General features: G+C 51.3%; 27 protein-coding genes. 10 read left to right on the top strand and 17 right to left on the bottom strand.

What is annotated here, in order from left to right; translation table 11 throughout:
• The first annotated feature begins 7 nt into the window (after positions 1 to 7).
• The 5 genes from pflB to OH663_RS02795 all read left to right on the top strand — a co-directional run bounded on the left by pflB (position 8) and on the right by OH663_RS02795 (position 7,216).
• A complete protein-coding gene (gene pflB, locus OH663_RS02815) occupies positions 8 to 2,302 on the top strand; it encodes a formate C-acetyltransferase (protein ID WP_048220502.1) in 2,295 nt (764 codons plus the stop codon).
• Between the two features lie 13 nt (positions 2,303 to 2,315).
• Positions 2,316 to 2,711 (top strand): enamine/imine deaminase, encoded by a 396-nt coding sequence (locus OH663_RS02810; protein ID WP_045447911.1) that lies wholly within the window; start codon positions 2,316 to 2,318, stop codon positions 2,709 to 2,711.
• Between the two features lie 91 nt (positions 2,712 to 2,802).
• A complete protein-coding gene (gene tdcG / locus OH663_RS02805) occupies positions 2,803 to 4,167 on the top strand; it encodes an L-serine ammonia-lyase (protein WP_048220503.1) in 1,365 nt (454 codons plus the stop codon).
• 382 nt (positions 4,168 to 4,549) lie between these two features.
• Positions 4,550 to 5,881, top strand: a complete 1,332-nt coding sequence (locus OH663_RS02800) for an SLC5/6 family protein (RefSeq protein WP_048220504.1) — start codon at positions 4,550 to 4,552, stop codon at positions 5,879 to 5,881.
• A 24-nt stretch (positions 5,882 to 5,905) separates the two neighbouring features.
• The gene (locus OH663_RS02795) at positions 5,906 to 7,216 is read left to right on the top strand and encodes an L-cysteine desulfidase family protein (RefSeq protein WP_263525682.1); all 1,311 of its coding nucleotides are present in this window, start codon (positions 5,906 to 5,908) and stop codon (positions 7,214 to 7,216) included.
• A 69-nt stretch (positions 7,217 to 7,285) separates the two neighbouring features.
• Here OH663_RS02795 and OH663_RS02790 read toward each other — a convergent pair whose 3' ends face one another.
• Positions 7,286 to 7,435, bottom strand: a complete 150-nt coding sequence (locus tag OH663_RS02790; protein WP_136345234.1) for a hypothetical protein — start codon at positions 7,433 to 7,435, stop codon at positions 7,286 to 7,288.
• Positions 7,436 to 7,460: 25 nt separating this feature from the next.
• Positions 7,461 to 8,162 (bottom strand): pirin family protein, encoded by a 702-nt coding sequence (locus tag OH663_RS02785; RefSeq protein ID WP_045447899.1) that lies wholly within the window; start codon positions 8,160 to 8,162, stop codon positions 7,461 to 7,463.
• A 104-nt stretch (positions 8,163 to 8,266) separates the two neighbouring features.
• On the opposite strand from OH663_RS02785, the gene yhaJ reads away from it, so the two are divergent.
• Positions 8,267 to 9,163, top strand: coding sequence for a DNA-binding transcriptional regulator YhaJ (gene yhaJ / locus OH663_RS02780; RefSeq protein ID WP_045447896.1), 897 nt, complete (start codon positions 8,267 to 8,269; stop codon positions 9,161 to 9,163).
• A gap of 83 nt (positions 9,164 to 9,246) precedes the next feature.
• On the opposite strand, the gene OH663_RS02775 is transcribed toward yhaJ, so the two are convergent.
• The 11 genes from OH663_RS02775 to OH663_RS02725 form a co-directional block, all read right to left on the bottom strand.
• Positions 9,247 to 9,612 (bottom strand): DUF805 domain-containing protein, encoded by a 366-nt coding sequence (locus OH663_RS02775; RefSeq protein ID WP_045449799.1) that lies wholly within the window; start codon positions 9,610 to 9,612, stop codon positions 9,247 to 9,249.
• Between the two features lie 126 nt (positions 9,613 to 9,738).
• Positions 9,739 to 10,725, bottom strand: a complete 987-nt coding sequence (gene yqjG, locus OH663_RS02770) for a glutathionyl-hydroquinone reductase YqjG (protein WP_045447893.1) — start codon at positions 10,723 to 10,725, stop codon at positions 9,739 to 9,741.
• A 178-nt stretch (positions 10,726 to 10,903) separates the two neighbouring features.
• Positions 10,904 to 11,296: a DoxX family protein gene (locus tag OH663_RS02765; protein WP_045447890.1), complete on the bottom strand. Its 393-nt coding sequence runs from the start codon at positions 11,294 to 11,296 to the stop codon at positions 10,904 to 10,906.
• Between the two features lie 216 nt (positions 11,297 to 11,512).
• The gene (locus OH663_RS02760) at positions 11,513 to 11,812 is read right to left on the bottom strand and encodes a YqjK-like family protein (RefSeq protein WP_045447887.1); all 300 of its coding nucleotides are present in this window, start codon (positions 11,810 to 11,812) and stop codon (positions 11,513 to 11,515) included.
• Positions 11,812 to 12,207, bottom strand: coding sequence for a phage holin family protein (locus tag OH663_RS02755; protein ID WP_045447884.1), 396 nt, complete (start codon positions 12,205 to 12,207; stop codon positions 11,812 to 11,814). Before OH663_RS02755 ends, OH663_RS02760 begins: the two co-directional genes overlap by 1 nt.
• A gap of 2 nt (positions 12,208 to 12,209) precedes the next feature.
• A complete protein-coding gene (locus OH663_RS02750) occupies positions 12,210 to 12,515 on the bottom strand; it encodes an ElaB/YgaM/YqjD family protein (RefSeq protein ID WP_045447881.1) in 306 nt (101 codons plus the stop codon).
• Between the two features lie 33 nt (positions 12,516 to 12,548).
• Complete coding sequence (locus OH663_RS02745) at positions 12,549 to 12,917, bottom strand: DUF1090 domain-containing protein (RefSeq protein WP_045447878.1); 369 nt, start codon at positions 12,915 to 12,917, stop codon at positions 12,549 to 12,551.
• A gap of 147 nt (positions 12,918 to 13,064) precedes the next feature.
• Positions 13,065 to 13,448 carry an EnvZ/OmpR regulon moderator MzrA gene (gene mzrA / locus OH663_RS02740; RefSeq protein ID WP_045447874.1) on the bottom strand — a complete coding sequence of 128 codons (384 nt, stop codon included), beginning with the start codon at positions 13,446 to 13,448 and terminating at the stop codon, positions 13,065 to 13,067.
• Positions 13,449 to 13,451: 3 nt separating this feature from the next.
• Positions 13,452 to 14,114 (bottom strand): DedA family general envelope maintenance protein YqjA, encoded by a 663-nt coding sequence (gene yqjA / locus OH663_RS02735; RefSeq protein ID WP_045447871.1) that lies wholly within the window; start codon positions 14,112 to 14,114, stop codon positions 13,452 to 13,454.
• 350 nt (positions 14,115 to 14,464) lie between these two features.
• Positions 14,465 to 15,241 (bottom strand): transcriptional regulator ExuR, encoded by a 777-nt coding sequence (gene exuR / locus OH663_RS02730; RefSeq protein WP_045447868.1) that lies wholly within the window; start codon positions 15,239 to 15,241, stop codon positions 14,465 to 14,467.
• A 134-nt stretch (positions 15,242 to 15,375) separates the two neighbouring features.
• Entirely contained in the window at positions 15,376 to 16,677 is a 1,302-nt protein-coding gene (locus OH663_RS02725) for an MFS transporter (RefSeq protein WP_045449797.1), read from the bottom strand.
• Between the two features lie 473 nt (positions 16,678 to 17,150).
• On the opposite strand from OH663_RS02725, the gene uxaC reads away from it, so the two are divergent.
• From uxaC to OH663_RS02710, 3 genes are all read left to right on the top strand, one after another.
• On the top strand, positions 17,151 to 18,563 hold the full coding sequence (gene uxaC, locus OH663_RS02720; protein WP_048220509.1) for a glucuronate isomerase: 1,413 nt from the start codon (positions 17,151 to 17,153) through the stop codon (positions 18,561 to 18,563).
• Positions 18,564 to 18,577: 14 nt separating this feature from the next.
• On the top strand, positions 18,578 to 20,065 hold the full coding sequence (locus tag OH663_RS02715) for a UxaA family hydrolase (protein WP_200010043.1): 1,488 nt from the start codon (positions 18,578 to 18,580) through the stop codon (positions 20,063 to 20,065).
• Between the two features lie 206 nt (positions 20,066 to 20,271).
• Positions 20,272 to 20,826 carry a YgjV family protein gene (locus tag OH663_RS02710; RefSeq protein ID WP_048220511.1) on the top strand — a complete coding sequence of 185 codons (555 nt, stop codon included), beginning with the start codon at positions 20,272 to 20,274 and terminating at the stop codon, positions 20,824 to 20,826.
• Positions 20,827 to 20,842: 16 nt separating this feature from the next.
• Here the strand turns inward: OH663_RS02710 and sstT are convergent, their stop codons facing one another.
• The 4 genes from sstT to OH663_RS02690 all read right to left on the bottom strand — a co-directional run bounded on the left by sstT (position 20,843) and on the right by OH663_RS02690 (position 25,141).
• Positions 20,843 to 22,087, bottom strand: coding sequence for a serine/threonine transporter SstT (gene sstT / locus OH663_RS02705; RefSeq protein ID WP_200010041.1), 1,245 nt, complete (start codon positions 22,085 to 22,087; stop codon positions 20,843 to 20,845).
• Between the two features lie 243 nt (positions 22,088 to 22,330).
• Positions 22,331 to 23,299 (bottom strand): TerC family protein, encoded by a 969-nt coding sequence (locus tag OH663_RS02700; protein ID WP_045447852.1) that lies wholly within the window; start codon positions 23,297 to 23,299, stop codon positions 22,331 to 22,333.
• Positions 23,300 to 23,569: 270 nt separating this feature from the next.
• Positions 23,570 to 24,568, bottom strand: coding sequence for a Gfo/Idh/MocA family protein (locus OH663_RS02695; RefSeq protein ID WP_200010039.1), 999 nt, complete (start codon positions 24,566 to 24,568; stop codon positions 23,570 to 23,572).
• Positions 24,569 to 24,640: 72 nt separating this feature from the next.
• On the bottom strand, positions 24,641 to 25,141 hold the full coding sequence (locus OH663_RS02690; RefSeq protein ID WP_045447843.1) for a M48 metallopeptidase family protein: 501 nt from the start codon (positions 25,139 to 25,141) through the stop codon (positions 24,641 to 24,643).
• An 82-nt stretch (positions 25,142 to 25,223) separates the two neighbouring features.
• Between OH663_RS02690 and rlmG the strand changes: the two genes are divergently transcribed.
• Positions 25,224 to 26,360, top strand: coding sequence for a 23S rRNA (guanine(1835)-N(2))-methyltransferase RlmG (gene rlmG / locus OH663_RS02685; protein WP_045447841.1), 1,137 nt, complete (start codon positions 25,224 to 25,226; stop codon positions 26,358 to 26,360).
• Positions 26,361 to 26,375: the final 15 nt, after the last annotated feature.

The raw sequence follows: 26,375 nt of genomic DNA, 5'->3' as shown, positions 1-26,375 counted from the left end.
ATTTTTCATGAAGGTAAATATCGATACCAGCGATATGCTGTATGCCGAAGCATGGCTTGGCTTTAAAGGTACGGACTGGAAAGAAGAAATTAATGTCCGTGATTTTATTCAGCATAACTATACGCCTTATGAAGGGGATGAATCTTTCCTCGCCGAAGCGACGCCAGCGACCACAGCATTGTGGGAAAAAGTGATGGCGGGCATCCGTATTGAAAACTCGACGCATGCGCCGGTTGATTTCGATACCAACATTGCAACAACGATTACCGCACACGATGCGGGTTATATCGAACAAGAACTGGAAAAGATCGTTGGTCTGCAAACGGATAAGCCGCTCAAGCGTGCCCTGCATCCGTTTGGCGGCATTAACATGATCAAAAGCTCTTTTGATGCCTATGGTCGTGAGATGGACGCGGATTTTGAATACCAGTTTACTGAGCTGCGAAAAACCCATAACCAGGGCGTATTTGACGCTTACTCCCCGGATATGCTGCGCTGCCGTAAGTCCGGTGTATTAACCGGTCTGCCGGATGGTTATGGTCGTGGCCGCATCATCGGTGACTATCGCCGCGTCGCACTGTACGGGATCCGTTATCTGGTGCGTGAACGTGAATTGCAATTTGCCGATCTCCAGTCGAATCTGGAGTGGGGGCAGAATCTGGAAGCTACGATTCGCCTGCGTGAAGAGCTGTCTGAACATCGTCGTGCACTGCTGCAAATGCAGGAAATGGCGGCGAAATACGGTTGCGATATTTCCCGTCCGGCGCGTAATGCGCAGGAAGCTGTGCAGTGGGTCTACTTTGCTTATCTGGCAGCGGTGAAATCTCAGAACGGCGGCGCAATGTCTTTGGGTCGTACCGCATCGTTCCTCGATATTTATATTGAGCGCGACTTCAAAGCCGGGCTCTTAACCGAGCAGCAGGCTCAGGAACTGATCGACCACTTCATTATGAAGATCCGCATGGTGCGTTTCCTGCGTACACCGGAATTCGACACCCTGTTCTCGGGCGATCCTATCTGGGCAACGGAAGTCATTGGCGGTATGGGGCTGGATGGTCGTACGCTGGTCACGAAAAACTCCTTCCGCTACCTGCATACACTGCACACCATGGGGCCAGCACCTGAGCCGAACCTGACGGTACTGTGGTCTGAAGCTCTGCCGATTGCGTTCAAAAAATATGCTGCACAGGTCTCTATCGTCACTTCATCTTTACAGTATGAAAACGACGATCTGATGCGTGCTGACTTTGACAGCGATGACTATGCCATCGCCTGCTGTGTCAGCCCGATGGTTATCGGCAAGCAAATGCAGTTCTTTGGTGCACGTGCCAACCTCGCCAAAACGCTGCTGTACGCAATCAACGGCGGTGTGGATGAGAAGCTGAAAATCCAGGTGGGTCCGAAAACGGCTCCGCTGATGGATGATGTGCTGGATTACGACACGGTGATGGAGAGCCTGGACCACTTTATGGACTGGCTGGCAGTGCAGTACATCAGTGCGCTGAACATCATTCACTATATGCACGACAAGTACAGCTACGAAGCCTCACTGATGGCGCTGCACGATCGTGATGTCTATCGCACGATGGCATGTGGCATGGCGGGTCTTTCCGTCGCGGCGGACTCCCTGTCGGCTATCAAATATGCGCGAGTGAAACCGATCCGTGATGAGAGCGGTCTGGCAGTCGATTTCGAAATTGAAGGCGACTATCCGCAGTACGGTAACAATGATGAGCGCGTAGACAGTATTGCCTGCGATTTGGTTGAACGCTTTATGAAGAAAATTAAAGTGTTACCGACCTATCGTAACGCGGTACCGACGCAGTCTATTCTGACCATCACCTCCAACGTGGTGTACGGACAGAAAACCGGCAACACGCCGGACGGACGTCGCGCAGGTACTCCGTTTGCACCAGGGGCAAACCCGATGCACGGTCGCGATCGCAAAGGTGCCGTTGCGTCGTTAACCTCAGTTGCCAAACTGCCATTTACCTATGCCAAAGATGGTATCTCGTACACCTTCTCCATTGTGCCGGCGGCGCTGGGCAAAGAGGATAGCGTACGTAAAACCAACCTGGTCGGTCTGTTGGACGGTTACTTCCATCATGAAGCGCATGTCGAAGGCGGGCAGCACCTGAACGTTAACGTCATGAACCGCGAAATGCTGATGGATGCGATTGAGCACCCGGAAAACTATCCGAACCTAACGATCCGCGTGTCTGGCTATGCGGTGCGCTTTAATGCGCTCACCCGTGAGCAGCAGCAGGATGTTATTTCACGTACTTTCACCCAGGCGCTTTAACGCCGGAGGGGCTATGAGAAAAATTATTGCAACTGAATGTGCGCCAGGGGCCATTGGGCCTTACGTGCAGGGTGTGGATCTGGGCAGCATGGTGCTGACCTCAGGTCAGATCCCGGTGTGTCCACAAACGGGCGAAGTGGCAGAAAACGTGGCTGATCAGGCGCGTCAGAGCCTGGAAAACGTTAAAGCGATCGTGGAGTCTGCGGGTTTGAAAGTGGGCGATATCGTGAAGACCACCGTATTTGTTGCTGATCTGAATGACTTCGCCACGATTAACCAGGTGTATCAGCAGTTCTTTGATGAGCATAAAGCAATCTACCCAACGCGCAGTTGCGTGCAGGTTGCTCGCTTGCCGAAGGATGTGAAGCTGGAGATTGAAGCCATCGCCGTACGTGGCGACACGTTGTAATCCCCCCCGCGGGGCGATCGTCAGGATCGCCCCAATCCTGTAATGAGTGTGAAACCTGGTCTTCACTGAACGGCAATCCGAGGGTGTGGATATGATTAGCGCATTCGATATTTTTAAGATTGGCATTGGACCTTCCAGCTCCCATACCGTGGGACCAATGAATGCAGGTAAACGTTTTATCGACCAACTGGTCAGTACCGGAGAATTACCTCAGACCACGCGCATTGTCGTCGATCTTTATGGTTCGCTTTCCCTGACCGGAAAAGGCCATGCGACCGATGTCGCCATCATGATGGGGCTGGCAGGTAACAGCCCGCAGAGCGTGAATATTGACGCAATTGCTGGTTTTATTCAGGAAGTGACCCGCTCCGGACGTTTGCCGGTTGCCGGGGGGACACATGTGGTCGATTTCCCTCCAGAGAGCAACATTCTTTTCCATACAGAAACGCTACCACGTCATGAAAATGGAATGCGGATCACTGCATGGAATGGCGAAGAGAAGTTGTTAAGTAAAACCTATTACTCCGTTGGCGGTGGTTTTATTGTTGAAGAGGAACATTTTGGCCTGGCGCACGATACCGAGGCGCATGTGCCGTACAACTTCCATTCCGCCAGCGAATTGCTGAAGCTGTGCGAGAGAAACGGGCTTTCTGTTTCCGGCCTGATGATGCAAAACGAACTGGCGATGCGCAGTAAAGAAGAGATTGATGCGGGCTTCGCTCAAATCTGGGACGTCATGCATGCCGGTATAGAGCGTGGCATGAACACTGAAGGCGTCCTGCCTGGTCCTCTTAACGTTCCACGTCGCGCTGTGGCGTTACGCCGTTTGCTGGTTTCCAGCGATAACCTGTCCAGCGATCCGATGAACGTCATCGACTGGATCAACATGTTCGCTCTGGCGGTGAGCGAAGAAAATGCGGCCGGGTGTCGGGTCGTTACCGCACCGACGAACGGCGCATGTGGGATTATCCCCGCGGTGCTGGCCTATTACGACAAGTTCCGTCGCCCGGTGAATGCGAATTCAATTGCTCGTTATTTACTGGCCGCAGGGGCGATAGGCGCGCTTTATAAGATGAATGCGTCTATTTCTGGTGCTGAAGTGGGCTGCCAGGGAGAGATTGGTGTGGCGTGTTCAATGGCAGCAGCCGGGCTGACTGAATTGCTTGGCGGCAGCCCATCACAGGTCTGTATTGCCGCTGAAATCGCGATGGAACATAACCTCGGGCTCACCTGTGATCCGGTGGCGGGGCAGGTACAAATTCCATGTATTGAACGTAACGCGATCAACGCTGTAAAAGCCGTAAACGCCGCGCGTATGGCGCTGCGTCGCACGTCTGAGCCACGTGTATCACTCGATAAAGTTATCGAGACGATGTACGAAACCGGTAAAGACATGAACGATAAATACCGTGAAACTTCTCGTGGCGGTCTGGCGATCAAAGTGGTTTGTACCTGAGGTGATAGCTGTGCCTGATGCTACGCTCATCAGGCCTGCGGTTTACGCGCGCTTGTGACTTTTGTCGATCAGATAAGGCGCAAGCGCCGCCATCCGACGGTGAATTAATCAAAATGGCATGATAAAAAAGGTGCACTTAGGTGCACCTTTTTTGTTGTGATCTGCTTCAAAAATAGAAACTCAATTCTTAATTTTCCTATAAAAGAGAAAATATTTCTTAACTTTTAGAAATTACAGGGGCTTGTTTGTGAAGTTTTTCTCTGACCCTGCGCGTATGATTTCTTCATTCAAACAACTCGCCTGCATCTCATGTACTGCGTATCGCCTTGAGGCAGTACGACAAAAATAAAAAAACCTCTACCTACACATTGAGCGAGAAATTATGGAAACGGCAACGAATAATAGCGTAATACTCGATGCATCCGCTCCGGCGCGTCGGGCTGGCATGACCGAAAGCGAATGGCGGGAAGCCATTAAGTTCGACAGTACGGATACTGGCTGGGTCATTATGAGTATTGGAATGGCGATTGGTGCGGGGATTGTTTTTCTTCCCGTTCAGGTGGGCCTGATGGGGTTATGGGTTTTCCTGTTATCCTCTGTTATCGGCTACCCCGCCATGTATTTGTTCCAGCGTTTGTTTATCAATACGCTGGCTGAGTCTCCTGAGTGTAAAGATTACCCGAGCGTCATTAGCGGCTATTTAGGCAAAAACTGGGGCATCCTGTTAGGTGCTCTGTATTTTGTGATGCTGGTTATCTGGATGTTCGTTTATTCCACCGCTATTACTAACGATAGCGCCTCATATCTGCACACGTTTGGCGTTACAGAAGGTCTACTGTCTGACAGCCCGTTCTATGGTCTGGTGCTGATTTGCATTCTTGTTGCCATCTCGTCACGCGGCGAAAAAATGTTGTTTAAAATCTCCACCGGTATGGTGTTAACCAAACTGCTGGTGGTGGCGGCGTTGGGCGTTTCGATGGTCGGGATGTGGCATCTTCACAACATTGGCGCGCTGCCGCCGATGGCGCTGTTGATTAAAAACGCGATTATCACACTGCCATTCACCTTGACCTCAATTCTGTTTATTCAAACCTTAAGCCCGATGGTTATTTCGTACCGTTCTCGTGAAAAATCCATTGAGGTCGCACGTCATAAAGCCCTTCGCGCTATGAATATCGCGTTCGGTATTTTGTTTGTCACCGTCTTTTTCTACGCAGTTTCTTTCACTTTAGCAATGGGTCACGACGAAGCAGTTAAAGCGTATGAGCAGAATATTTCCGCTCTGGCGATTGCCGCGCAGTTTATCAGCGGGGATGGCGCTGGTTGGGTGAAAATCGTCAGCGTAATTCTGAATATCTTCGCCGTTATGACCGCTTTCTTTGGCGTTTACTTAGGCTTCCGTGAAGCGACCCAGGGGATCGTGATGAACGTACTGCGCCGCAAAATGCCGGCCGAAAAGATCAATGAAACACTCGTTCAGCGCGGCATCATGGTATTCGCCATCTTACTGGCCTGGAGTGCGATTGTGCTCAATGCGCCGGTACTGAGCTTCACTTCTATTTGTAGCCCAATCTTCGGCATGGTGGGGTGTTTGATCCCGGCCTGGCTGGTCTACAAGGTTCCTGCACTACACAAATATAAAGGCGCATCTCTGTATCTGATTATTATCACAGGTCTGCTGTTGTGCGTTTCTCCGTTCCTGGCATTTTCTTGAGTTATCTGAGCAAAGGTCGTTGTTATGTTTGAGACTACATTGAATCCAATATGGGATAGTTTTATCCGCGCGGTGCAGGAAGAGGTTAAACCTGCACTGGGTTGCACCGAACCTATCTCTCTGGCTCTGGCCGCAGCGGTGGCATCCTCTGAACTGAGCGGCGCGGTTGAACGCATTGATGCCTGGGTATCACCGAACCTGATGAAAAACGGTATGGGCGTCACCGTGCCGGGTACCGGAATGGTAGGTCTGCCCGTCGCGGCTGCACTGGGGGCGCTGGGGGGAAATGCTCGCGCAGGTTTAGAAGTGCTGAAAGATGCATCCGCTGAAGCCATTACGGAGGCAAAAGCCATGCTGGAAGCCGGGAAGGTTGCGGTGATGCTGCAGCAACCTTGCGAGGATATTCTCTTTTCGCGCGCTAAGGTTTATAGCAGTGAAGGGTGGGCGTGCGTCACCATTGTAGGCGGTCACACTAACATTGTGCACATTGAGACTAACAACGGCGTGGTGTTTACCAAAGAAGAGTTGGCGCAGGACGACGAGCAGGTATCACCGCTGGCAGTGTTATCCCATACTTCGCTGGAAGAGATTTTAGCGTTTGTGAATGCGGTACCGTTTGAGTCGATTCGCTTTATTCTGGATGCGGCAAAATTGAACGGTGCACTGTCCCAGGAAGGATTACGCGGAACCTGGGGATTGCATATCGGTGCCACACTTGAGAAGCAGTGTGCTCGTGGTTTGCTGGCAAACGACCTTTCAACCGCCATTCTGATCCGTACCAGTGCGGCATCGGATGCGCGTATGGGGGGGGCGACACTGCCTGCGATGAGCAATTCAGGATCTGGTAATCAGGGCATTACCGCCACGGTACCGGTAATGGTGGTTGCTGAACACTTTGGTGCCGATGATGAAAAACTGGCGCGGGCGTTGATGCTGTCACACCTGAGCGCGATTTACATTCATCATCAGCTTCCACGCTTGTCGGCTTTGTGCGCGGCGACCACTGCGGCGATGGGCGCGGCGGCAGGTATGGCATGGCTGGTAGACGGTCGTTACAACACTATCGCGATGGCTATCAGTAGCATGATTGGCGATGTAAGCGGGATGATTTGCGATGGCGCTTCAAACAGCTGCGCGATGAAGGTCTCTACCAGTGCGTCTGCGGCGTGGAAGGCGGTACTCATGGCCCTGGATGATACAGCCGTGACCGGTAACGAAGGGATTGTGGCGCATAACGTGGAGCAATCTATTTCGAATCTGTGTGCGCTGGCATGTCGTTCGATGCAGGAAACCGACAAGCAGATCATAGAGATTATGGCCAGTAAAGCGCATTAACTACCCGGCCGGATAAGGTGCGTTAGCGTCGGTATCCGGCAAGGTGATCCTGTATCAGATGCCGCCTTATCAGGCGGCATCTTCCTCTTCCAGCCGGATCTCGGCATCGGCAACAATCGCTTCCAGTTCAGTCAGCATTTCTTCGTAGCCGAAAGTGACCGTTTCCTGTGGTTTGGGCTCTACTTTCGTTTGCCGTTTTTTTGACGATTTTTTGCTCATAGCCGCACTCCCTTGTTTTCCCTGACTATACGGGCAAATCTATCAGCAAAGCGCGTAATGGCGTATCGGCAACCAACGTTATGTTAGCTTCGTCACGAATAAATGCGCCATCGCCACAGGTCAGTGCTTCTTTCTCCGCTCCAGACGTTAACGCATGGAAAGTACCGTGGATTGACTGCAAATAGGCCCGTGGTCCATGTAACTGAAAACTTAGCGATTCACCTTTTTGCAGTTCAACATGGTGTACCCATACCTGCTGGCGAAGATGCAGGCTGCCTTGCTCACCGTCCGGGGATGCAATTAACTGATGTTTACCTGCGCTCAGCGTAGTTTTCTGTACACAAGCATTTTCCCGCTGTGGGCAGGCATCCAGCCACAGCTGCATTCTGGTTAATGGCTTATCTTTGCTGAGATTGTGCTCGCTGTAGCTTATTCCTGGCTGCGTGGCGAGCAGTAAGACTTCACCGGCTTTAGCCTGAATATGGTTGCCTTCGCTGTCGCGATATTCAGCTTCCCCTTCGAGGATCAGGTTTACGATATCAACCTTCGGATAGGTACGTGGCTGGAAAGAGGCTCCCGGTGCCAGAACTTCCTGGTTCAGAACACGCAGTGAGGCATAACCCAGCAGTTTAGGATCAAAATAGTGTCCAAAGGAGAAGGTATAACGGGCCTGCAGCCAGCCGTAGTCTGCTTGTCCGCACTGTTTGGCTGTTCGGGTAGTAATCATAGTTCTTGACCTCTCTTTACTTCCTTTTATGTTAAATGGCTAGACGCTGCATTGTTAGCCAGATATTCTGCCCGGTATGTTCAAATTTCCTGAATGAGAACGAAATGGCCAAAGAAAGGGCTTTAACGCTTGAAGCGCTACGCGTTATGGATGCAATTGACAGACGTGGCAGCTTTGCCGCTGCGGCAGACGAACTGGGGCGTGTACCTTCCGCACTCAGCTACACGATGCAAAAACTGGAAGAAGAGCTGGACGTCGTATTGTTTGACCGTTCAGGTCATCGTACAAAATTCACCAATGTGGGGCGGATGTTGCTTGAGCGTGGGCGCGTGCTGCTGGAAGCGGCAGATAAGCTCACCACCGATGCTGAAGCGCTGGCTCGCGGCTGGGAAACGCATCTGACGATTGTCACCGAAGCGCTGGTGCCAACGGCCGCATTTTTCCCACTCATCGACCGGCTCGCTGTGAAGGCGAATACTCAGCTTTCCGTTATTACCGAAGTATTGGCAGGGGCATGGGAGCGTCTGGAACAAGGGCGAGCAGATATTGTGATTGCCCCGGATATGCATTTTCGCTCATCGTCAGAAATTAATTCCCGCAAACTGTACTCGCTGATGAACGTCTATGTAGCTGCACCGGATCATCCTATCCATCAGGAGCCAGAGCCGTTGTCAGAGGTCACTCGTGTGAAATACCGTGGTATTGCGGTCGCAGATACCGCCCGAGAGCGCCCGGTGTTAACCGTTCAGCTTCTGGATAAACAACCCCGCCTGACGGTGAGTTCGATAGAAGATAAGCGCCAGGCGTTGTTGGCCGGGCTGGGGGTGGCGACCATGCCGTATCCGCTGGTGGAAGAGGATATCGCGGCAGGCAGACTGCGGGTTGTTAGCCCGGAATCCACGAATGAAATTGATATCATCATGGCGTGGCGACGGGACAGTATGGGTGAGGCGAAATCCTGGTGTTTACGGGAAATTCCGAAGCTGTTTGCCGGAAAGTAGCGCAAGCACCGTTACAGGCCTGCAAATATAGCCATTTGTAGGCCTGATAAGCGTTACGCTATCAGGCATCCACATATACCGCGTCAGGACTGGTTTTTTGGGTCCGACCCGAAGCGGTTACTACCCGGCGTACCGTTTTGACAGTTGAAAATGACGATTATCAACCAGCCAATGATAGGGATCAGCAGCACTAACAGCCACCATGCTGAGCGATCGGTATCATGCAGACGGCGGAACTGCACTGCCCACCACGGTATAAATACCAGAACCCCATAAATTGTCGTTAATATGCCTTCTCCCCCGGCGCGTTGCCAACCAAACATTCTGTCCAGAATGCCCAGTACGAACGTAAAGATGATGTTGACCAGAACAAACATCCAGTACTCTTTGCGGCGTGCACGGCCGCTAAAGCCAAAGTAGTTCTTTAATACGTTTAAATACCAATCCATTTTTGCCTCGTTCTGCATTCAATTACTTGTTTTTAAAGCAATCAAAATAAGAATAGCTGTGATTGGTTCGTGGGTAAATATTTACGATGTTAATTAATAAGGCACCCTGAAGGGTGCCTGTGTAAATTATGCGAAACGGCTATCACGTCCGTGTGGCTCGTTGAGGTCCTGCCATGGCCCAATGGAAATAATACCGGTCGGGTTGATGGTTTTGTGGCTACGGAAATAGTGATTACGGATATGGTCAAAGTTAACGGTGTCCGCAATGCCCGGCATCTGGTAGATATCGCGCAGGAAACCGTAAAGATTCAGATAGTCACTAATACGGTGTTTGTCGCACTTAAAGTGGGTGACATAGACCGGATCAAAGCGCACCAGCGTGGTCCACAGGCGAATATCAGCTTCTGTTAACTGGTCACCGATCAGGTAGCGATGCTGACCGAGAATTTGCTCCAGCCGTGCCAGGGATTCAAACACTTTTTCCACTGCGTCGTCATACGCCTGCTGGCTGGTGGCAAAACCGGCTTTATAGACACCGTTATTAACGCTGTCATAGATCCAGCTATTCAGCTCGTCAATTTTACTTTGCAGGGCTGGTGGGTAGTAATCACCGGCTTTTGCGCCCAGCGCATCAAAGGCGGTGTTAAACATACGGATAATTTCTGCCGATTCATTACTGACAATGGTGTGATTTTTTTTATCCCACAGTACCGGAACGGTAACCCTGCCGCTGTAATGCGGATCGGCGTGTAAATACAGCTGATAGAGAAACTCGTGCTGGTAAAGCGTATCGCCTGTCGCTGCCGGGAAATCGTCATCAAACGTCCAGCCGTTTTCCAGCATCAGCGGATTTACAACAGAAACGGAAATAAACGGCTCCAGCCCTTTGAGCTTGCGTAGAATTAGCGTGCGGTGCGCCCACGGGCAGGCAAGAGAAACGTACAGGTGATATCTGTCTTTTTCGGCGGCAAACCCACCTTCGCCAGTTGGACCCGGCGAGCCATCAGCGGTGAGCCAGTTACGGAAGGCCGATGCAGAACGTTGAAATTTTCCTCCGGTAGATTTGGTGTCATACCAGGTGTCATGCCAGACGCCATCAATCAGTTGTCCCATTATCTCTCTCCCGGATAGCAAAACGAGGAGCTAATCCCCTCGTCTTTTTTCTTTGAGTATATACCCTAAATAATTCGAGTTGCAGGAAGGCGGCAAGGGAAGAAATCCCCAGGAACATTAATAACTATGTGATTGGGGTTTCTGAGTGTAGCCAACACACCGGCAATTTATAGCTTGCTTACCACTTTTTATTCAGTAAGCGGTCGATGCTGAATGCGCCCGGACCGGTGATAGCCAGCAGCAGGAAACCGCCTGCAATGGTCAGGTTTTTCATGAACATCAGCGAGTTCATGCCTTCCGCAAAGTTGCTATGGAAGATGAACGCGGTCAGCAATGTGAAGCCTGCAGTGAACAGCGCGGTAGTACGAGTCAGGAAGCCAAACAGAATGGCCAGACCGCCGCCGAACTCAAGCAGGATTACCAGTGGCAACATAAAACCAGGGACGCCCATGGCTTCCATGTACTGTTGGGTACCCGCATATCCGGTGATTTTTCCCCAACCTGCAGAAATAAACAGGATTGGCATCAGAATGCGCGCTACCAGTACACCAACATCTTCTAATTTTTTCATCGTACTCTCCAGGAAACCACTCAGGCGGTATATTTTGTTTTTTGTGCATCAACGCTGTATAGCGCGTCATTGCTGTCGATGGAGAGAATAATAAACGTGGATAATGACAATTGTTAGCAAGGAAAACTGTCAGTAATTTTCAAAAAATTTGAGTGATGAGAAGCGAGAAATGTGCTGCCTGAAAGCGATGCGCCATCAGGCATGGGAGTGAGGAGATTAACCGCGCAGCTGCTGCTGTCTGATTGTTGCCTTCACCAGCCGCCATGCGCTCCAGACGCTAAAACCACGTTTGGCCCAGCGTACGAGCAGGTTAGGATTACGGATCGTGCGAATCGCCATGATGCTGCTGCCGACCAACACCCAGGAGCGCAGGTTCAGTAGTGTATTCCAGCCGCGATCGTACGCACCAGTTGCCTCGAGCCAGTCGCGTCGGGTGGCTGTCAGATCCAGCCGTTGCTGCTGGATCTGACTAAGCAGCAGTGCCTTACGTTTTTGACGCTCGACTTTACTGCTCATTATGCATCATCCTCCAGGGCCCGCCTGTCGTTAGCGAGTTCATTGCGGGTATGGCGTAACAGTGTTGACTTGCGGGCCTTACGTAATGTCCATAAGCCGCCAATGAGGGCCAAAAGCAACAGCACCACGGTGGTGGCAATCATCGCGTTGAGGCGGTACTGAGGGTCAATGGCCCAGATGATAAGTACCATCAGGCTCATCAGACCAAAAGCAGCGAACAGCATGGTCAGCCCCAGCATCAGCAGAAGCTGAAAGAGGTTGGCTTTTTCCTCTTCCAGTTCAACGACGGCCAGCCGCAGGCGGGTTTCGACTATTTCAACGAGGATCGTGATGATCCGTTGTCCGATACCCAGTACGCTCTTGCCTGGACCTTGTGCGTGATGAGAATCCGCCATTGTTAACGGCGCGACAGCAGTACGCCAAGTACCACACCGACCGCAGCGCCAATACCGACGCCTGTCCATGGGTTTTCGCGCACATAGTTATCGGCACGGGCAGCGGCTTCACGGGTTTGCTTGGCAATCACGTCGCTGGTTTCTCCCAGACGATTACGGCTCTCTTTCAGTGCTCGTTCAGCCTTGCTGCGAATTTTACTCAACTCTTCTTTCGACTTATCGCCAGAGGAGCTCAGTACCTCTTCAAGCGTATCCGCAAGGGATTTCAGCTCAGCGCGCAGGTGTTCCGTAGCATTATCTTTTGACATAGTTCTCTCCAGGTGAGTGGGTAGTTACCGTACTTAGTAATCGCGAGATTCAAGTTCTTTCAGCTCTTTCTGAGCTTCCGCGAGCTTATGTTCGCGCTTTGCGATTTTATCCGCATCGCCTTTTTGCTTCGCCTCGGCTAAATCACGCTGACGCTCAGCTATCTCATCTTTCTGTTCTGAGATTTTTTTCTGATGGTCGGCGCGCAGTTTACTGTCAGTACAGTTTGCCCGGACTTCGCTAAGTGCCTTGTTCAGGCCATTGATGCGGTTCTGATTATTGTGCTTTTCGGCATAGCTAATCTCCCGCTGAATATCTTGCTCTTTTTCCTGACAAAGGGTGTTGGCGTAGCTGCCGGCACTGAGTGTGAAAAGGGTAATAGCCAAAGCGATGCGGTATTTCATTCTTGAACCTTCCATTGTGATTCGACCCTGTTACTTGGGGGTCGTTGCTCCAGGTAATAAAGCATGGGCCATAAACCCAGTTTATTAATCATAGGCACTAAACGGCGAAATCACCAAAGTGAGTGATATAATTCAGATTCCTGGAAGTTAACCAAAACGATGCGGATTATCACGTAAGCGCGACAACCACTGCACTGCCTGATTGCCATCATCCTGCTGAGCGATGACGAAGCCATGCGGTAATGTTCTGTCCAGCACGACCTTAGCTGCTGCACTTTGCGCGCTGGAATCAAAGGTGATCAGCAGCGCGTCTTTCTGTGGAGTGATACTTTTAAAACGAATTCCGTTAGCATCAAGATGATGCCAGATGGAGAACCCGTCAGGGATGCTGGCGCCCTGGTTAACGGCGCGAATGGCGAGTGTCGATTCCTGATGACGAATGGCTGACCAGGTCAGGATCAGCCCGCCTACAAACAAGATAAAGGTGGTTGTCCAGGCCAGCCGTCGAAGCGTTATGCGTGGTTTCAGCATAATTTACCCTCGGTTCCCGTATTTCTTCTTCCATAGCACAACCAGTGAACCTGCCAGACCAAACACCAGTAAAACAACCGGAAGCAGCATCAGGCATGACATGAGCTGATCTTCGTACTTGAGGAAAACCGGTGTTTTGCCCAGCAGATAACCCAACGATGTCAGGATGAGCACCCACAACAGCCCGCTCATCCAGTTGAAGAACTGAAAACGTGCATTATTCAGGCCCGACAATCCTGCAATGGTAGGCAGTAACGTTCTGACAAAGGCAATAAAACGGCCCACCAACAGCGCAGACAGGCCATGTTTGTGGAAAAGGTGATGCGCACGTTGATGGTAATGGGCGGGAAGATGAGAAAGCCAGTTCTGTACGATACGGGTGTTACCCAACCACCGTCCCTGTATATAGCTAACCCAACAGCCGAGGCTGGCCGCGGTAGTAAGTAACAGTACAGTTTGCGGAAAGCCCATTGCTCCTTTGGCAATAAGCACGCCGACCAGTACCAGTAAACTGTCACCAGGTAAAAAGGCCGCAGGAAGCAGTCCGTTTTCCAGAAACAAAATTGTAAACAGGACAAAATACAGCATACCAATCATAGAGGGATTGGCCAGAGTTTCAAAATCCTGAGCCCACAAGGCATTCAGTAATTGAGTCAGTAGTTCCATTCAGTATTCCTGGAGAATCGGTTGTCGTCACGCCGGTTGTCTGGAGTTTGTAATGCCGCAATTTTATTAATGTTTTTACATGGGGCGCGGTCTGACACAAATTCACGGCCTGAACTGTTCCCTGTTAAGTTGTGAAGTAAGCAAGCACTAACACACAAAAATTCAAAACGCTTTTAATTGTAACAAAGGTCAACGTAGTCCGTTATAGAAATTACGGTCGTTGAACTCTGATTTTGCTTATCGCAAAGGAGGGTGGCGAGAGGATTTACACAGGCTGACACTTTATACCTAATGCTTACCGAGCGTTATTCACAGGCACCGCCCTGATGCGCCTGTGAATATAAGAGCGTTTATTTTGCTGCGTTCGCGGCGGTATCCAGATGAACGACCGGATTTTCCGTGAAAAGATAACGGTCAGCGTTGAATTCAAAATCATCGCTGGTTTCGTTGAACAGCATCTGCTTCGTGTTCTCAAGGTGTTGCCACATCGCCAGTTTGGCCGCATGAGGATCTTTACGGATTAATGCCCGCAGGATCTGGTCATGGTCATCACACCAGTTATCTACCGTGCGGAGATCGATGTGATCGTGCAATTTCTTCCAGTAGGGGTTGTGTACGCGCTGAGTCCACATCTTTTCAACAATGGCGGCCAGAGCGGTGTTCTGCGTTGCCAGCGCGACCTGCACATGGAACTGGAGATCCCACTCAGAGTCACGGAAGCTTTTCTCGTTACGCGACTTCTCCTGGATTTCCACCAGTTTCATGATGTCCTGCTTGGTCACCTGGGTCGCGGCAAACTCAGCAATGTTGCTCTCAATGAGCTGGCGAGCCTGGAGAAGCTCAAAGGGACCATAGCTGGCAAACTCCAGGCTTTCATCCGGCGCGACATAGTGTTTTGGCTGGTTAGAGATGACGTGGATCCCCGACCCTTTACGCACTTCAACGTAGCCTTCAACCTCGAGCATGATGATGGCTTCACGGACCACGGTGCGGCTGACATTTTTTTCATCGGCGATAAAGCGTTCGGCGGGAAGTTTATCGCCCACCAGATAGACGCCCTGCTCAATGCGTTCTTTAAGATCAGCAGCAAGTTGTTGATACAAACGTCGTGGTTCGGTGATTTCCATATGCGCTCCAGGCATGATACGGCAGACTATATTTGTTATACCACTTTTGCGACTATGGCTCTACTCGCGACGATAAAAAAGCCGCCAGTTAGCTGGCGGCTTTGCAATTTATAACCTTGCTAAAAAGCGTCAGGTTAACTTTGCGTCGCGGGGTTGTTAGTTTGTGGCCCCGAGTCTATCTCGCTGGCCGGTTTGTTTTGCAACACCGTCCAGATAACCAGCGCACCGAGCAGGTCAAATACTGCCAGCACGGCAAACAGTGGGCTAAAGCCAATGGTGTCAGCCAGGGCGCCAACGACCAGCGCAAACAGGGTACTCGCAAGCCAGGCAGACATACCGGTCAGACCATTCGCGGTTGCCACTTCATTACGGCCAAACACGTCAGAAGAGAGGGTAATCAGCGCACCGGACAGTGCCTGGTGAGCAAAACCGCCGACGCACAGCAGGGCGATAGCAACGTACGGGCTGGTGAACAGACCAATCATCCCTGGGCCAATCATGAGGAATGCCCCCATGGTGACGACCATTTTACGTGAAACGATCAGGTTCACACCGAACCAGCGCTGGAACAGCGGCGGCAAATATCCCCCGACGATACAACCCAGATCGGCAAACAGCATTGGCATCCAGGCGAACATCGCAATCTCTTTCAGGTTAAAGCCGTAGACTTTAAACATGAACAGTGGGATCCAGGCGTTAAAGGTACCCCAGGCTGGTTCTGCCAGAAAACGCGGCAGCGCAATACCCCAGAACTGACGGTTACGTAGGATCTGGCCGAGCGACATTTTCTTCGCGGTGCTGTTTTTATGCTGTGATTCCTGACCGTTGAGGATGTAATCGCGCTCTTCATCAGACAGTTTTTTCTGATCGCGAGGATGTTTATAGAAGACAAGCCAGGACATGGCCCAGATGAAGCTCAGAACACCAGAGATGATGAACGCCATCTGCCAGCTGTGCATGACAATCGCCCAGACTACCAGCGGCGGAGCGATCATCGCACCAATAGAAGATCCGACGTTAAAGTAACCAACTGCAATAGAACGCTCTTTTGCAGGGAACCATTCAGAGCTGGCTTTCAGACCCGCAGGGATCATCGCGGCTTCAGCGGCACCGACAGCGCCTCGCGCGAGTGCCAGACCACCCCAGCTTCCGGCCAGTGCAGTTGCACCACAGAAGACGGCCCACAGAACGGCGAACATCGCGTAGCCCACTTTTGTCCCGAGTACATCCAGAACATAGCCAGCGACGGGTTGCATAACGGTGTAAGCAGCAGAATACGCTGCGATGATATAGGAGTACTGTTGAGTGGAGATGTGTAACTCTTCCATCAGAGTTGGCGCAGCTGCCGCCACAGTGTTACGCGTCAGATAACCCAGCACGGTGCCAAGCGTCACCAGTGCTATCATGTACCAACGTAACCCTTTAATTTTACGCATGTAAAACCTCATCGTTTTGTTATTTCCGCAAGAAGCGCGGTCATCTTCCTGTGTAGGGCGGAGGATGTTCTTTTACGAAGGGCGTAACCGATAAAAACCGGTACTCCCCGAACTTTGCCATGTAAATAATCTTGCTAATTCGGTTTCCGTACCGGTCAATCCGATGGTGGACCATCGGTAATTTGCATTCCGTCGGCTTATGTATTGCGACGGCAAAAAGATAACTTGTCATACAGCTTTAAAAGGTGAGTGCCATCACAAAAGTGTGAATCTTCGTGTGGTCATTATTTCGATTCAGCAAAGCCAGTGCTGGAGCGGTCTGGCGCACGATTTACCTCTTTGAGAGTAATTTTTTTGTCATCATTAGTTGATCTAACTCACGAAAATATCTTCAGTATATGGAAATTGGTGTGATAACTTTGACAACATCAAAACATAAGCAATCTGACGCACTCGCTGAGAGGAAGACGATAATGACCCCGTTTATGACTGAAGATTTTCTGCTGGATACCGAATTTGCCCGCCGTCTCTATCATGATTACGCTAAAGACCAGCCAATCTTCGATTACCACTGCCATTTGCCGCCGCAACAAATCGCGGAAAACTACCGTTTCAACAACCTGTATGACATCTGGCTGAAGGGCGACCACTATAAATGGCGTGCTATGCGTACCAACGGCGTCGCTGAACGCCTGTGTACCGGCGATGCGTCCGATCGTGAAAAGTTTGATGCCTGGGCCGCAACGGTGCCGCACACTATTGGTAACCCGCTCTACCACTGGACGCATCTTGAACTGCGCCGTCCATTTGGTATTACAGGTAAGCTGCTCTCACCTGCTACGGCGGATGAAATCTGGAATCAATGCAATGAATTGCTGGCGCAGGATAAATTTTCCGCGCGCGGTATCATGCAGCAGATGAACGTGAAAATGGTGGGTACCACCGACGATCCGATTGACTCACTGGAGCATCACGCCTCAGTCGCAAAAGACAGCACCTTTGCTATCAAAGTGCTGCCGAGCTGGCGTCCGGATAAAGCCTTCAATATTGAACAGGCGACCTTTAACGACTATATGGCGAAGCTGGGTGAAGTGTCTGACACTGACATTCGCCGCTTTACCGATCTGCAGACCGCGTTGACTAAACGTCTGGATCACTTTGCTGCTCACGGCTGTAAAGTGTCCGACCACGCCCTCGATGTGGTGCTGTTTGCGGAATCTAACGAATCCGAACTGGATAGCATTCTGGCCCGTCGCCTGGCGGGTGAAACCCTGAGCGAGCATGAAGTAGCTCAGTTTAAAACGGCTGTACTGGTGTTCCTTGGCGCTGAGTATGCACGCCGCGGTTGGGTACAGCAGTATCACATTGGTGCGCTGCGTAATAACAACCTGCGTCAGTTCAAACTGCTGGGGCCGGATGTAGGCTTTGACTCCATCAATGATCGTCCTGTTGCAGAAGAACTCTCCAAACTGCTGAGCAAGCAGAACGAAGAAAACCTGCTGCCCAAAACGATCCTGTACTGCCTGAACCCGCGCGATAACGAAGTGCTCGGCACTATGATTGGTAACTTCCAGGGTGAAGGTATGCCGGGCAAAATGCAGTTTGGTTCCGGATGGTGGTTTAACGATCAGAAAGACGGGATGGAGCGTCAGATGACGCAACTGGCCCAGCTCGGCCTGCTGAGCCGCTTTGTCGGCATGCTGACTGACAGCCGTAGCTTCCTGTCATACACACGCCATGAGTATTTCCGCCGCATCCTGTGCCAGATGATTGGTCGTTGGGTTGCCGCTGGTGAAGCTCCGGCAGATATCCAGTTGCTGGGTGAAATGGTCAGAAATATCTGCTTCAACAATGCGCGCGACTACTTCGCCATTGAACTGAACTAAGGTCCGGGGTTGATATGCAATACATCAAGATCCATACGTTGGATAACGTTGCGGTCGCGCTGGCAGACCTGGCGCAAGGTACGCAGGTAAGTGTCGATAACCATACCGTAACGCTACGACAGGATGTTGTACGTGGACATAAATTTGCACTGAGCGATATTGCGCAGGGTGAGAATGTCATTAAATACGGCTTGCCGATCGGCCATGCTCTGGCGGATATCGCAGCGGGTGAACATATTCATGCTCACAATACGCGTACCAATCTGAGCGATCTGGATGAATACAGCTATCAACCCGACTTTCAGGAGCCAGAAGAACAACCGGCGGATCGCGATGTGCAGATCTACCGCCGGGCCAATGGCGATGTCGGGGTGCGTAACGAACTGTGGATCCTGCCGACTGTTGGCTGTGTCAACGCCATGGCGCGTCAGATGCAAACTCGTTTCCTGAAAGAGACTAACGATGCTGAAGGCATTGACGGGGTTCATCTCTTTAGTCATACCTACGGCTGTTCGCAACTGGGCGATGATCATATTAACACCCGTACTATGCTGCAAAATATGGTGCGTCATCCGAACGCGGGCGCGGTGCTGGTGGTTGGCCTTGGTTGTGAAAACAACCAGGTTGATGCCTTCCGTGAAACGCTGGGCGAGTTCGATCCAGAGCGCGTCCATTTCATGGTCTGCCAACATCAGGAAGATGAAGTGGAAGCCGGGATCGAACATCTTCGTCAGTTGTACAACGTGATGCGTAATGATAAGCGCGAGCCGGGTAAACTGGGCGAGCTGAAGTTTGGTCTGGAGTGCGGCGGGTCGGACGGCTTGTCTGGCATTACCGCTAACCCGATGCTGGGGCGTTTTTCCGACTACGTCATTGCTAACGGCGGTACGACTGTACTGACCGAAGTGCCGGAAATGTTCGGTGCTGAGCAACTGCTGATGGATCATTGCCGCGACGAGGCGACCTTCGAGAAGCTGGTGATGATGGTCAATGACTTCAAACAGTACTTCATTGCCCACAACCAGCCGATCTATGAGAACCCATCGCCGGGTAACAAGGCGGGTGGGATTACCACGCTGGAAGATAAATCGCTGGGCTGCACCCAGAAAGCGGGTTCCAGTAAAGTCGTGGATGTACTGCGTTACGGCGAACGTCTTAAAACACACGGCCTGAATCTGTTAAGTGCTCCGGGCAATGATGCCGTTGCGACCAGCGCACTGGCGGGCGCAGGCTGTCATATGGTGTTGTTCAGCACTGGTCGCGGTACGCCTTACGGTGGTTTTGTTCCAACGGTAAAAATCGCCACTAACAGTGAGCTGGCGGCGAAGAAAAAGCACTGGATTGATTTTGACGCCGGACAACTTATCCACGGTAAGGCCATGCCTCAGTTGCTGAACGAGTTTGTCGACACGATCGTTGAGTTTGCTAACGGCAAACAGACCTGTAACGAGCGTAATGACTTCCGTGAGCTGGCTATCTTTAAGAGTGGCGTAACGCTGTAATTATCCTTCATCTTTCGCACCACGATGGTGTTGGCTCTGTTCACTCACCCCGGTCACTTACTTCAGTAAGCTCCGGGGGATACCTGAACTTGCCACCTTGAGGTAGAACGAAATCTTTTGGGTAATTAATCTCGACTGGATTAAAAAAACGGCGTTTCATAATATGGAGCGCCGTTTGTTTTTGTGTTTCCTGACAAGGATCTTCCATGACCGCGTATTGGCTGGCCCAGGGCGTAGGTGTCATCGCCTTTCTGATCGGCATTACCACTTTCTTCAACCGCGATGAGCGCCGATTCAGGCTGCAGCTTGCTGTCTATAGTGCCACTATCGGCGTGCATTTCTTCCTGATGGGAGCGTATCCGGCGGGGATGAGCGCAGAGCTTAACACCATTCGAACGCTTGTCTCGATGCGCACCCGTAAACTGTGGGTGATGACCCTTTTCATTATCCTTACGCTGGTTCTGGGGCTGGCGAAATTACAGCACGCAATGGAGCTTCTCCCTATTGTCGGTACGCTGGCCAGCACCTGGGCGCTGTTTCGCTGTAAAGGTTTAACCGTCCGCTGTGTCATGTGGTGCGCAACAGCCTGCTGGGTTATTCACAATTTCTGGCTGGGATCAATTGGCGGCACGATGATTGAAGGAAGTTTTCTGGTGATGAACGGCCTGAACATTATTCGTTTCAGACGCATGCAAAAACGCGGAATCGATCCCTTCAAAATTGAAAAAAGCGTACAGCAAGAAAACCCCTCCGCACGATGACGGAGGGGAGGAGAGGTTAGCCACGCAGGGCGTTGTTTGCCAGACGCTCGTCTTCAGCCTGGCAAGCTGCGGCGGTAAACAATACATCTGTTGATGAGTTCAGTGCGGTTTCACAGGAGTCCTGCAATACACCGATGATAAAGCCGACGGCAACCACCTGCATGGCGATATCATTTGGGATACCAAACATATTGCACGCCAGTGGGATCAGCAGCAGAGAACCACCCGCCACGCCTGATGCGCCACAGGCACAGAGTGAAGCCACCACGCTAAGTAACAATGCTGTCGGTAAATCAACAGGGATCCCCAGCGTATTGACCGCCGCCAGCGTCAGGACGGTGATGGTAATTGCTGCCCCCGCCATATTGATGGTTGCCCCGAGTGGGATAGAAACAGAGTAGGTATCCCGGTCCAGATTCAGCTTCTCGCACAGCGCCATATTCACCGGAATATTGGCGGCTGAACTGCGGGTGAAGAATGCATAAACACCGCTTTCGCGCAGACAAGCCAGTACCAGCGGGTATGGGTTACGGCGAATTTTCCAGAACACCAGCAGCGGGTTAATTACCAGCGCCACCAACAACATACACCCGACCAGCACGGCCAGCAGTTGTGCGTAGCCCCAAAGAGTTGCAAAACCGGTGGTTGCCAGAGTGGAAGAAACCAGACCAAAAATCCCGATCGGCGCGAAACGAATCACCAGTTTCACCATAAAAGTAACGGCATTGGACATATCGTTGACGAGATTTTTGGTCGTGTCGTTACCGTGGCGCAGTGCAAAACCCAGCCCGACAGCCCATACCAGAATACCGATATAGTTCGCGTTGAGCAGAGCATCAATCGGGTTAGAAACCATGCTCATCAACAGACCACGCATGACTTCGACAATACCTGATGGCGGCACAATATCGTTCGCACTACTGGAAAGATGCAGTGTGGACGGGAAAGCGAAGCTGAACACGACGGCGGCTAATGCCGCAGAAAATGTACCGAGCAGGTAGAGAAACAGAATGGGACGGATATTGGTTTTTTGTCCATGCTGGTGGTTAGCGATAGAGGCCATTACCAGCATCAGAACCAGGATTGGGGCGACGGCTTTTAATGCGCCGACGAACAGAGTTCCTAATAAGCCAGCGGCTTCTGCCGATGGTTTTGAGATCAGCGCCAGCAAAATCCCCAGTATTAAACCCACCAAAATTTGTTTAACCAGGCTCCCTTGCGCCAAACGCGAGATCAGCCCCGATGAACGTTGCGTAGTCATTTCATAATCCTTTCATTGTGTTGTTGCCCGGTCTTTGTGCGTTCAGTCGACGCATCTTTCAGAATGAGGCAAATGTTTGCATAGCTGAGTATAAGGAAAGAAAGAGGTTGCGGAAGAGAATTATCCTTGATTTCGCGGCGAGATCATGTTTTATAACTTTGAATTAACATTTTGGTGACATGTTAAACAAAAAGCCCGATGCGTATAGTGCGCGTCGGGCCTTGTCAGAAAGCTGGATGAACGTTACTGCATTTGCTGTTTTTTATCGTGCTGGTGGTTGACCCACGCATTTACAATCAGCGTCACAAACAGAATACCGAACACCACGCCTAACGAGATAGCGATAGGGATATGGTAGAAATCAACGATCAGCATCTTGATACCGATAAATACCAGAATGACAGACAGACCGTATTTCAGCATGGAGAAACGCTCCGCCACGCCAGCCAGTAGGAAGTACATTGCGCGCAGACCAAGGATCGCAAACAGGTTAGAGGTCAGCACGATGAACGGGTCCGTGGTGACGGCAAAGATGGCTGGAATACTGTCGACGGCAAAAATCACATCGCTCAGCTCAACCAGAATCAGTACCAGCATCAGCGGCGTTACGAACAGCAGGCCGTTTTTACGTACGAAGAAATGCTCGTTCTCGATGGTATCGGTCATGCGTAAATGACCGCGCAGCCAGCGAACTAACGGCCTGTCGCCAATGCCGGAAGCATCCTCTTTTGCCAGCGCCATTTTCACACCGGTAAACAGCAGGAACGCACCGAACACATACAGTAGCCATTCGAATTGGGCGATAAGCCAGCTGCCGGCGAAGATCATAATCGTACGCAGGACAATCGCGCCCAGTACACCATAGACCAGTACCCGACGTTGTAGCGCCGGCGGTACGGAGAAGTAACTGAACAGCATCAGCCAGACAAAGACGTTATCAACCGCCAGCGATTTCTCGATCAAATAGCCGGTAAGGAACGCCAGAGCCTGTGGATCGGCGACGGCACGGCCCTGGGTTTCAGCCAGATACCACCAGAATGCGGCGTTAAACAGTAACGACAGTGTTACCCAGACGATTGACCAGACCGCCGCCTGCTTCATTGACATCGTATGCGCGCCACGACGGCCCTGCAGCAGCAGGTCGATGGCCAGCATAATCACCACCACAACAGCGAAGCCACCCCATAACAACGGTGTGCCGACAGTATTCATTATATTTCCCCATGCATAAAAAAACGGCCAACGCCGAATGACGTTAGCCGCTGCTTTTTATGCATAGACCTTGCCATTCGGCAAGGTCTCACTTACAACAACAAAGGAATACGGTAGCGTATTCCTTTGTTATCGCCCGGTGACCGGATGTGGTTTTTCACACATCGTAATGACGATCAACCGACAACGAAGTTACTCCCCTTTGCGGGTAACAAAGTATTACAGGCCACGTATTCAGTCAATGGCCTGTAACATCTGTTTTACATAATTTTACGCAGTCAGCGATGTATCCGCATGGTCTGCAGGGAAGATGACGCCAGTCTGACGACGAATTTCCGTTTGCAGTTTAGCGGTAATACGGCTGACGGCCAGTGCCGGGTGATCCACTTCGCCAGTTTCTACCAGATGAGCAAAAACCTCTGCCTCATAAAGCATAGTATTGATGTGTTGAGGCACAGTAAGATCCTGCGTTTTACCGCCACGTGGAACAAAGCACACCTTCTGGCACTCAGAGATTTTCTCAATAACCAGAGATCCCGATTCGCCCTGAATTTCACTGTCCAGCGCAGAGTCGCTCACTTTGGAATGCTGCAAGATGACGCTAAAATCACCGTAGTTCAGTACCACAACGCCGTGGGCATCGACGCCGCTATCCAGCAGACTGGCGCTGGCCTGCACACTTTGTGGCTCACCCCAAAGCGCAATCGCTGAGGCCAGACAGTAAAAACCGATATCCATAATCGAGCCATTAGAGAACGCCGGATTAAACGTGTTCGGATTTTCACCGTCCAGGTAACGCTGGTAGCGCGACGAGTACTGGCAGTAATTGATAAACGCCTTCCTGATTTTTCCCACCTTTGGCAGGGATTGCTGCAACTGCAGGAAATTGGGCAGGCTGGCGGTCTTGAACGCTTCAAACAGCACGACCTGATTTTCGCGCGCGCAGGCGATTGCGGCATCGACTTCAGTCAGATTTGATGCCAGCGGTTTTTCGCAAATCACATGCTTTTTGTGCGTCAGAAACAGCTCTGTCTGCGGAAAGTGTAGAGAATTTGGGCTGGCAATATATACAGCGTCGATCGCGTCGCTTTGCGCCATCGCTTCCAGTGAGGTAAACAGATGCTCGACGAGATAATCGTTGGCGAAGGTTTGTGCCTGTTCAAGGCTACGGGAATAAACAGCGGTTAACTTATATTTGCCGGTTTCATGGGCGGCATCCACAAACTGGCGGGTGATCCAGTTTGTGCCAATCACTGCGAAACGTATCATAAAGGCCTTCAGGCTGAGAAAAGGGATCCTTTCGCCAATTTAGCACGCCTTGCGGTCAATGCCAGTGCGCTACTACGCAGTTTGCTTGAGTGATTGTTGCGTTAACCACAAACGGGTATCGAACTCCAGTTGATGATACTGAGGTTCCATATGGCAGCACAGTTGGTAAAACGCTTTGTCGTGCTCTTTTTCTTTCAGGTGTGCCAGTTCATGGACGACGATCATGCGCAGAAATGGCTCCGGGGCGGTGCGAAACACGGTTGCGACGCGGATCTCTGCTTTGGCTTTTAGCTTGCCGCCCTGTACGCGCGACACTGCAGTATGCAACCCAAGCGCATTCTTTAGCACGTGGATCTTACTGTCATACATCACTTTATTGAGCGGTGGGGCATTACGCAGAAACTGACTTTTCAGATCCTGAGTATATTGCCAGAGCGCTTTGTCGGTCGCGAAATCATGTGTGCCCGGATAGCGTTTTTCCAGCACTGCGCCCAGCCGCTGCTCGCTAATTAACGTGCGAACCTGGGCCAGCAGGTGTTCCGGGTAGCCCTGGAGATAAGTTAGTTGGTTCATTCATGTCCACGCAAATCATAAAAGTGTATACTCACGCACCCTTTTCAGGGATACGCCGAAATTTTACCATTCAGGAGGGCCGATGAGCCACATAGACAACGGTTTCCGTTCGCTGTCACTTAAACGTTTCCCGGAAACGGATGACGTTAACCCGCTGCTGGCGTGGGAAGCTGCAGATGAATATCTGCTGCAACAGCTGGATGATACCGAGATTAGCGGCCCGGTGATTATCCTGAATGATACTTTCGGCGCGCTGGGCTGTGCGCTGGCGGAACATACACCTTACAGCATTGGCGACTCCTATTTAAGCGAGCTGGCGACGCGTGAAAACCTGCGTCACAACGATATCGCGGAATCCAGCGTCAAGTTTCTTGATAGTACCGCTGAATACCCGCAAGCACCGGGTGTGGTGCTGATTAAGCTGCCAAAAACCATGGCTCTGCTGGAACAGCAACTTCGTGCACTGCGTGAGGTTGTTACGCCGCAAACGCGGATCATCGCTGGTGCGAAAGCGCGTGATATCCACACCTCGACGCTGGAGCTGTTTGAAAAGGTGCTAGGCCCAACCACCACGACGCTGGCATGGAAAAAAGCCCGTCTGATCAACTGTACCTTTAGCAATCCTGAGCTGGCTGAAGCCTCACAAACGTTAAGCTGGAAGCTGGAAGGCACCGACTGGACTATCCACAACCACGCTAACGTGTTTTCACGCACCGGACTGGATATTGGCGCGCGTTTCTTTATTGAGCATCTGCCGGAAAATCTGGAAGGCGAAATTGTCGATCTCGGCTGTGGTAACGGCGTGATTGGCCTGACATTGCTGGAGAAAAACCCGCAAGCGAGCGTAGTGTTTGTTGATGAATCGCCAATGGCAGTGGCATCAAGCCGTCTGAACGTTGAAACCAACATGCCTGAAGCGCTGGATCGCTGTGAGTTTATGATCAACAACGCGCTCTCTGGCGTGGAACCTTTCCGTTTTAACGCCGTACTGTGTAACCCGCCGTTCCACCAGAAACATGCGCTGACCGATAACATCGCCTGGGAGATGTTTCACCATGCCCGCCGCTGCCTGAAGATCAACGGTGAGCTGTATATCGTGGCCAACCGCCACCTGGATTACTTCCACAAGCTGAAGAAGATTTTTGGCAACTGCGTCACCATCGCCACTAACAACAAATTTGTGGTGTTGAAAGCGGTTAAAACGGGCCGCCGCCGCTAAATTCGAGTGCCGGAT

This window comes from Citrobacter sp. Marseille-Q5395 (assembly GCF_947057495.1).
GTDB classification, from domain to species: Bacteria; Pseudomonadota; Gammaproteobacteria; order Enterobacterales; family Enterobacteriaceae; genus Citrobacter; species Citrobacter murliniae.
Note: the sequence above shows the minus strand (reverse complement) of the source record. Positions and strands in the feature narration are given on the sequence as shown.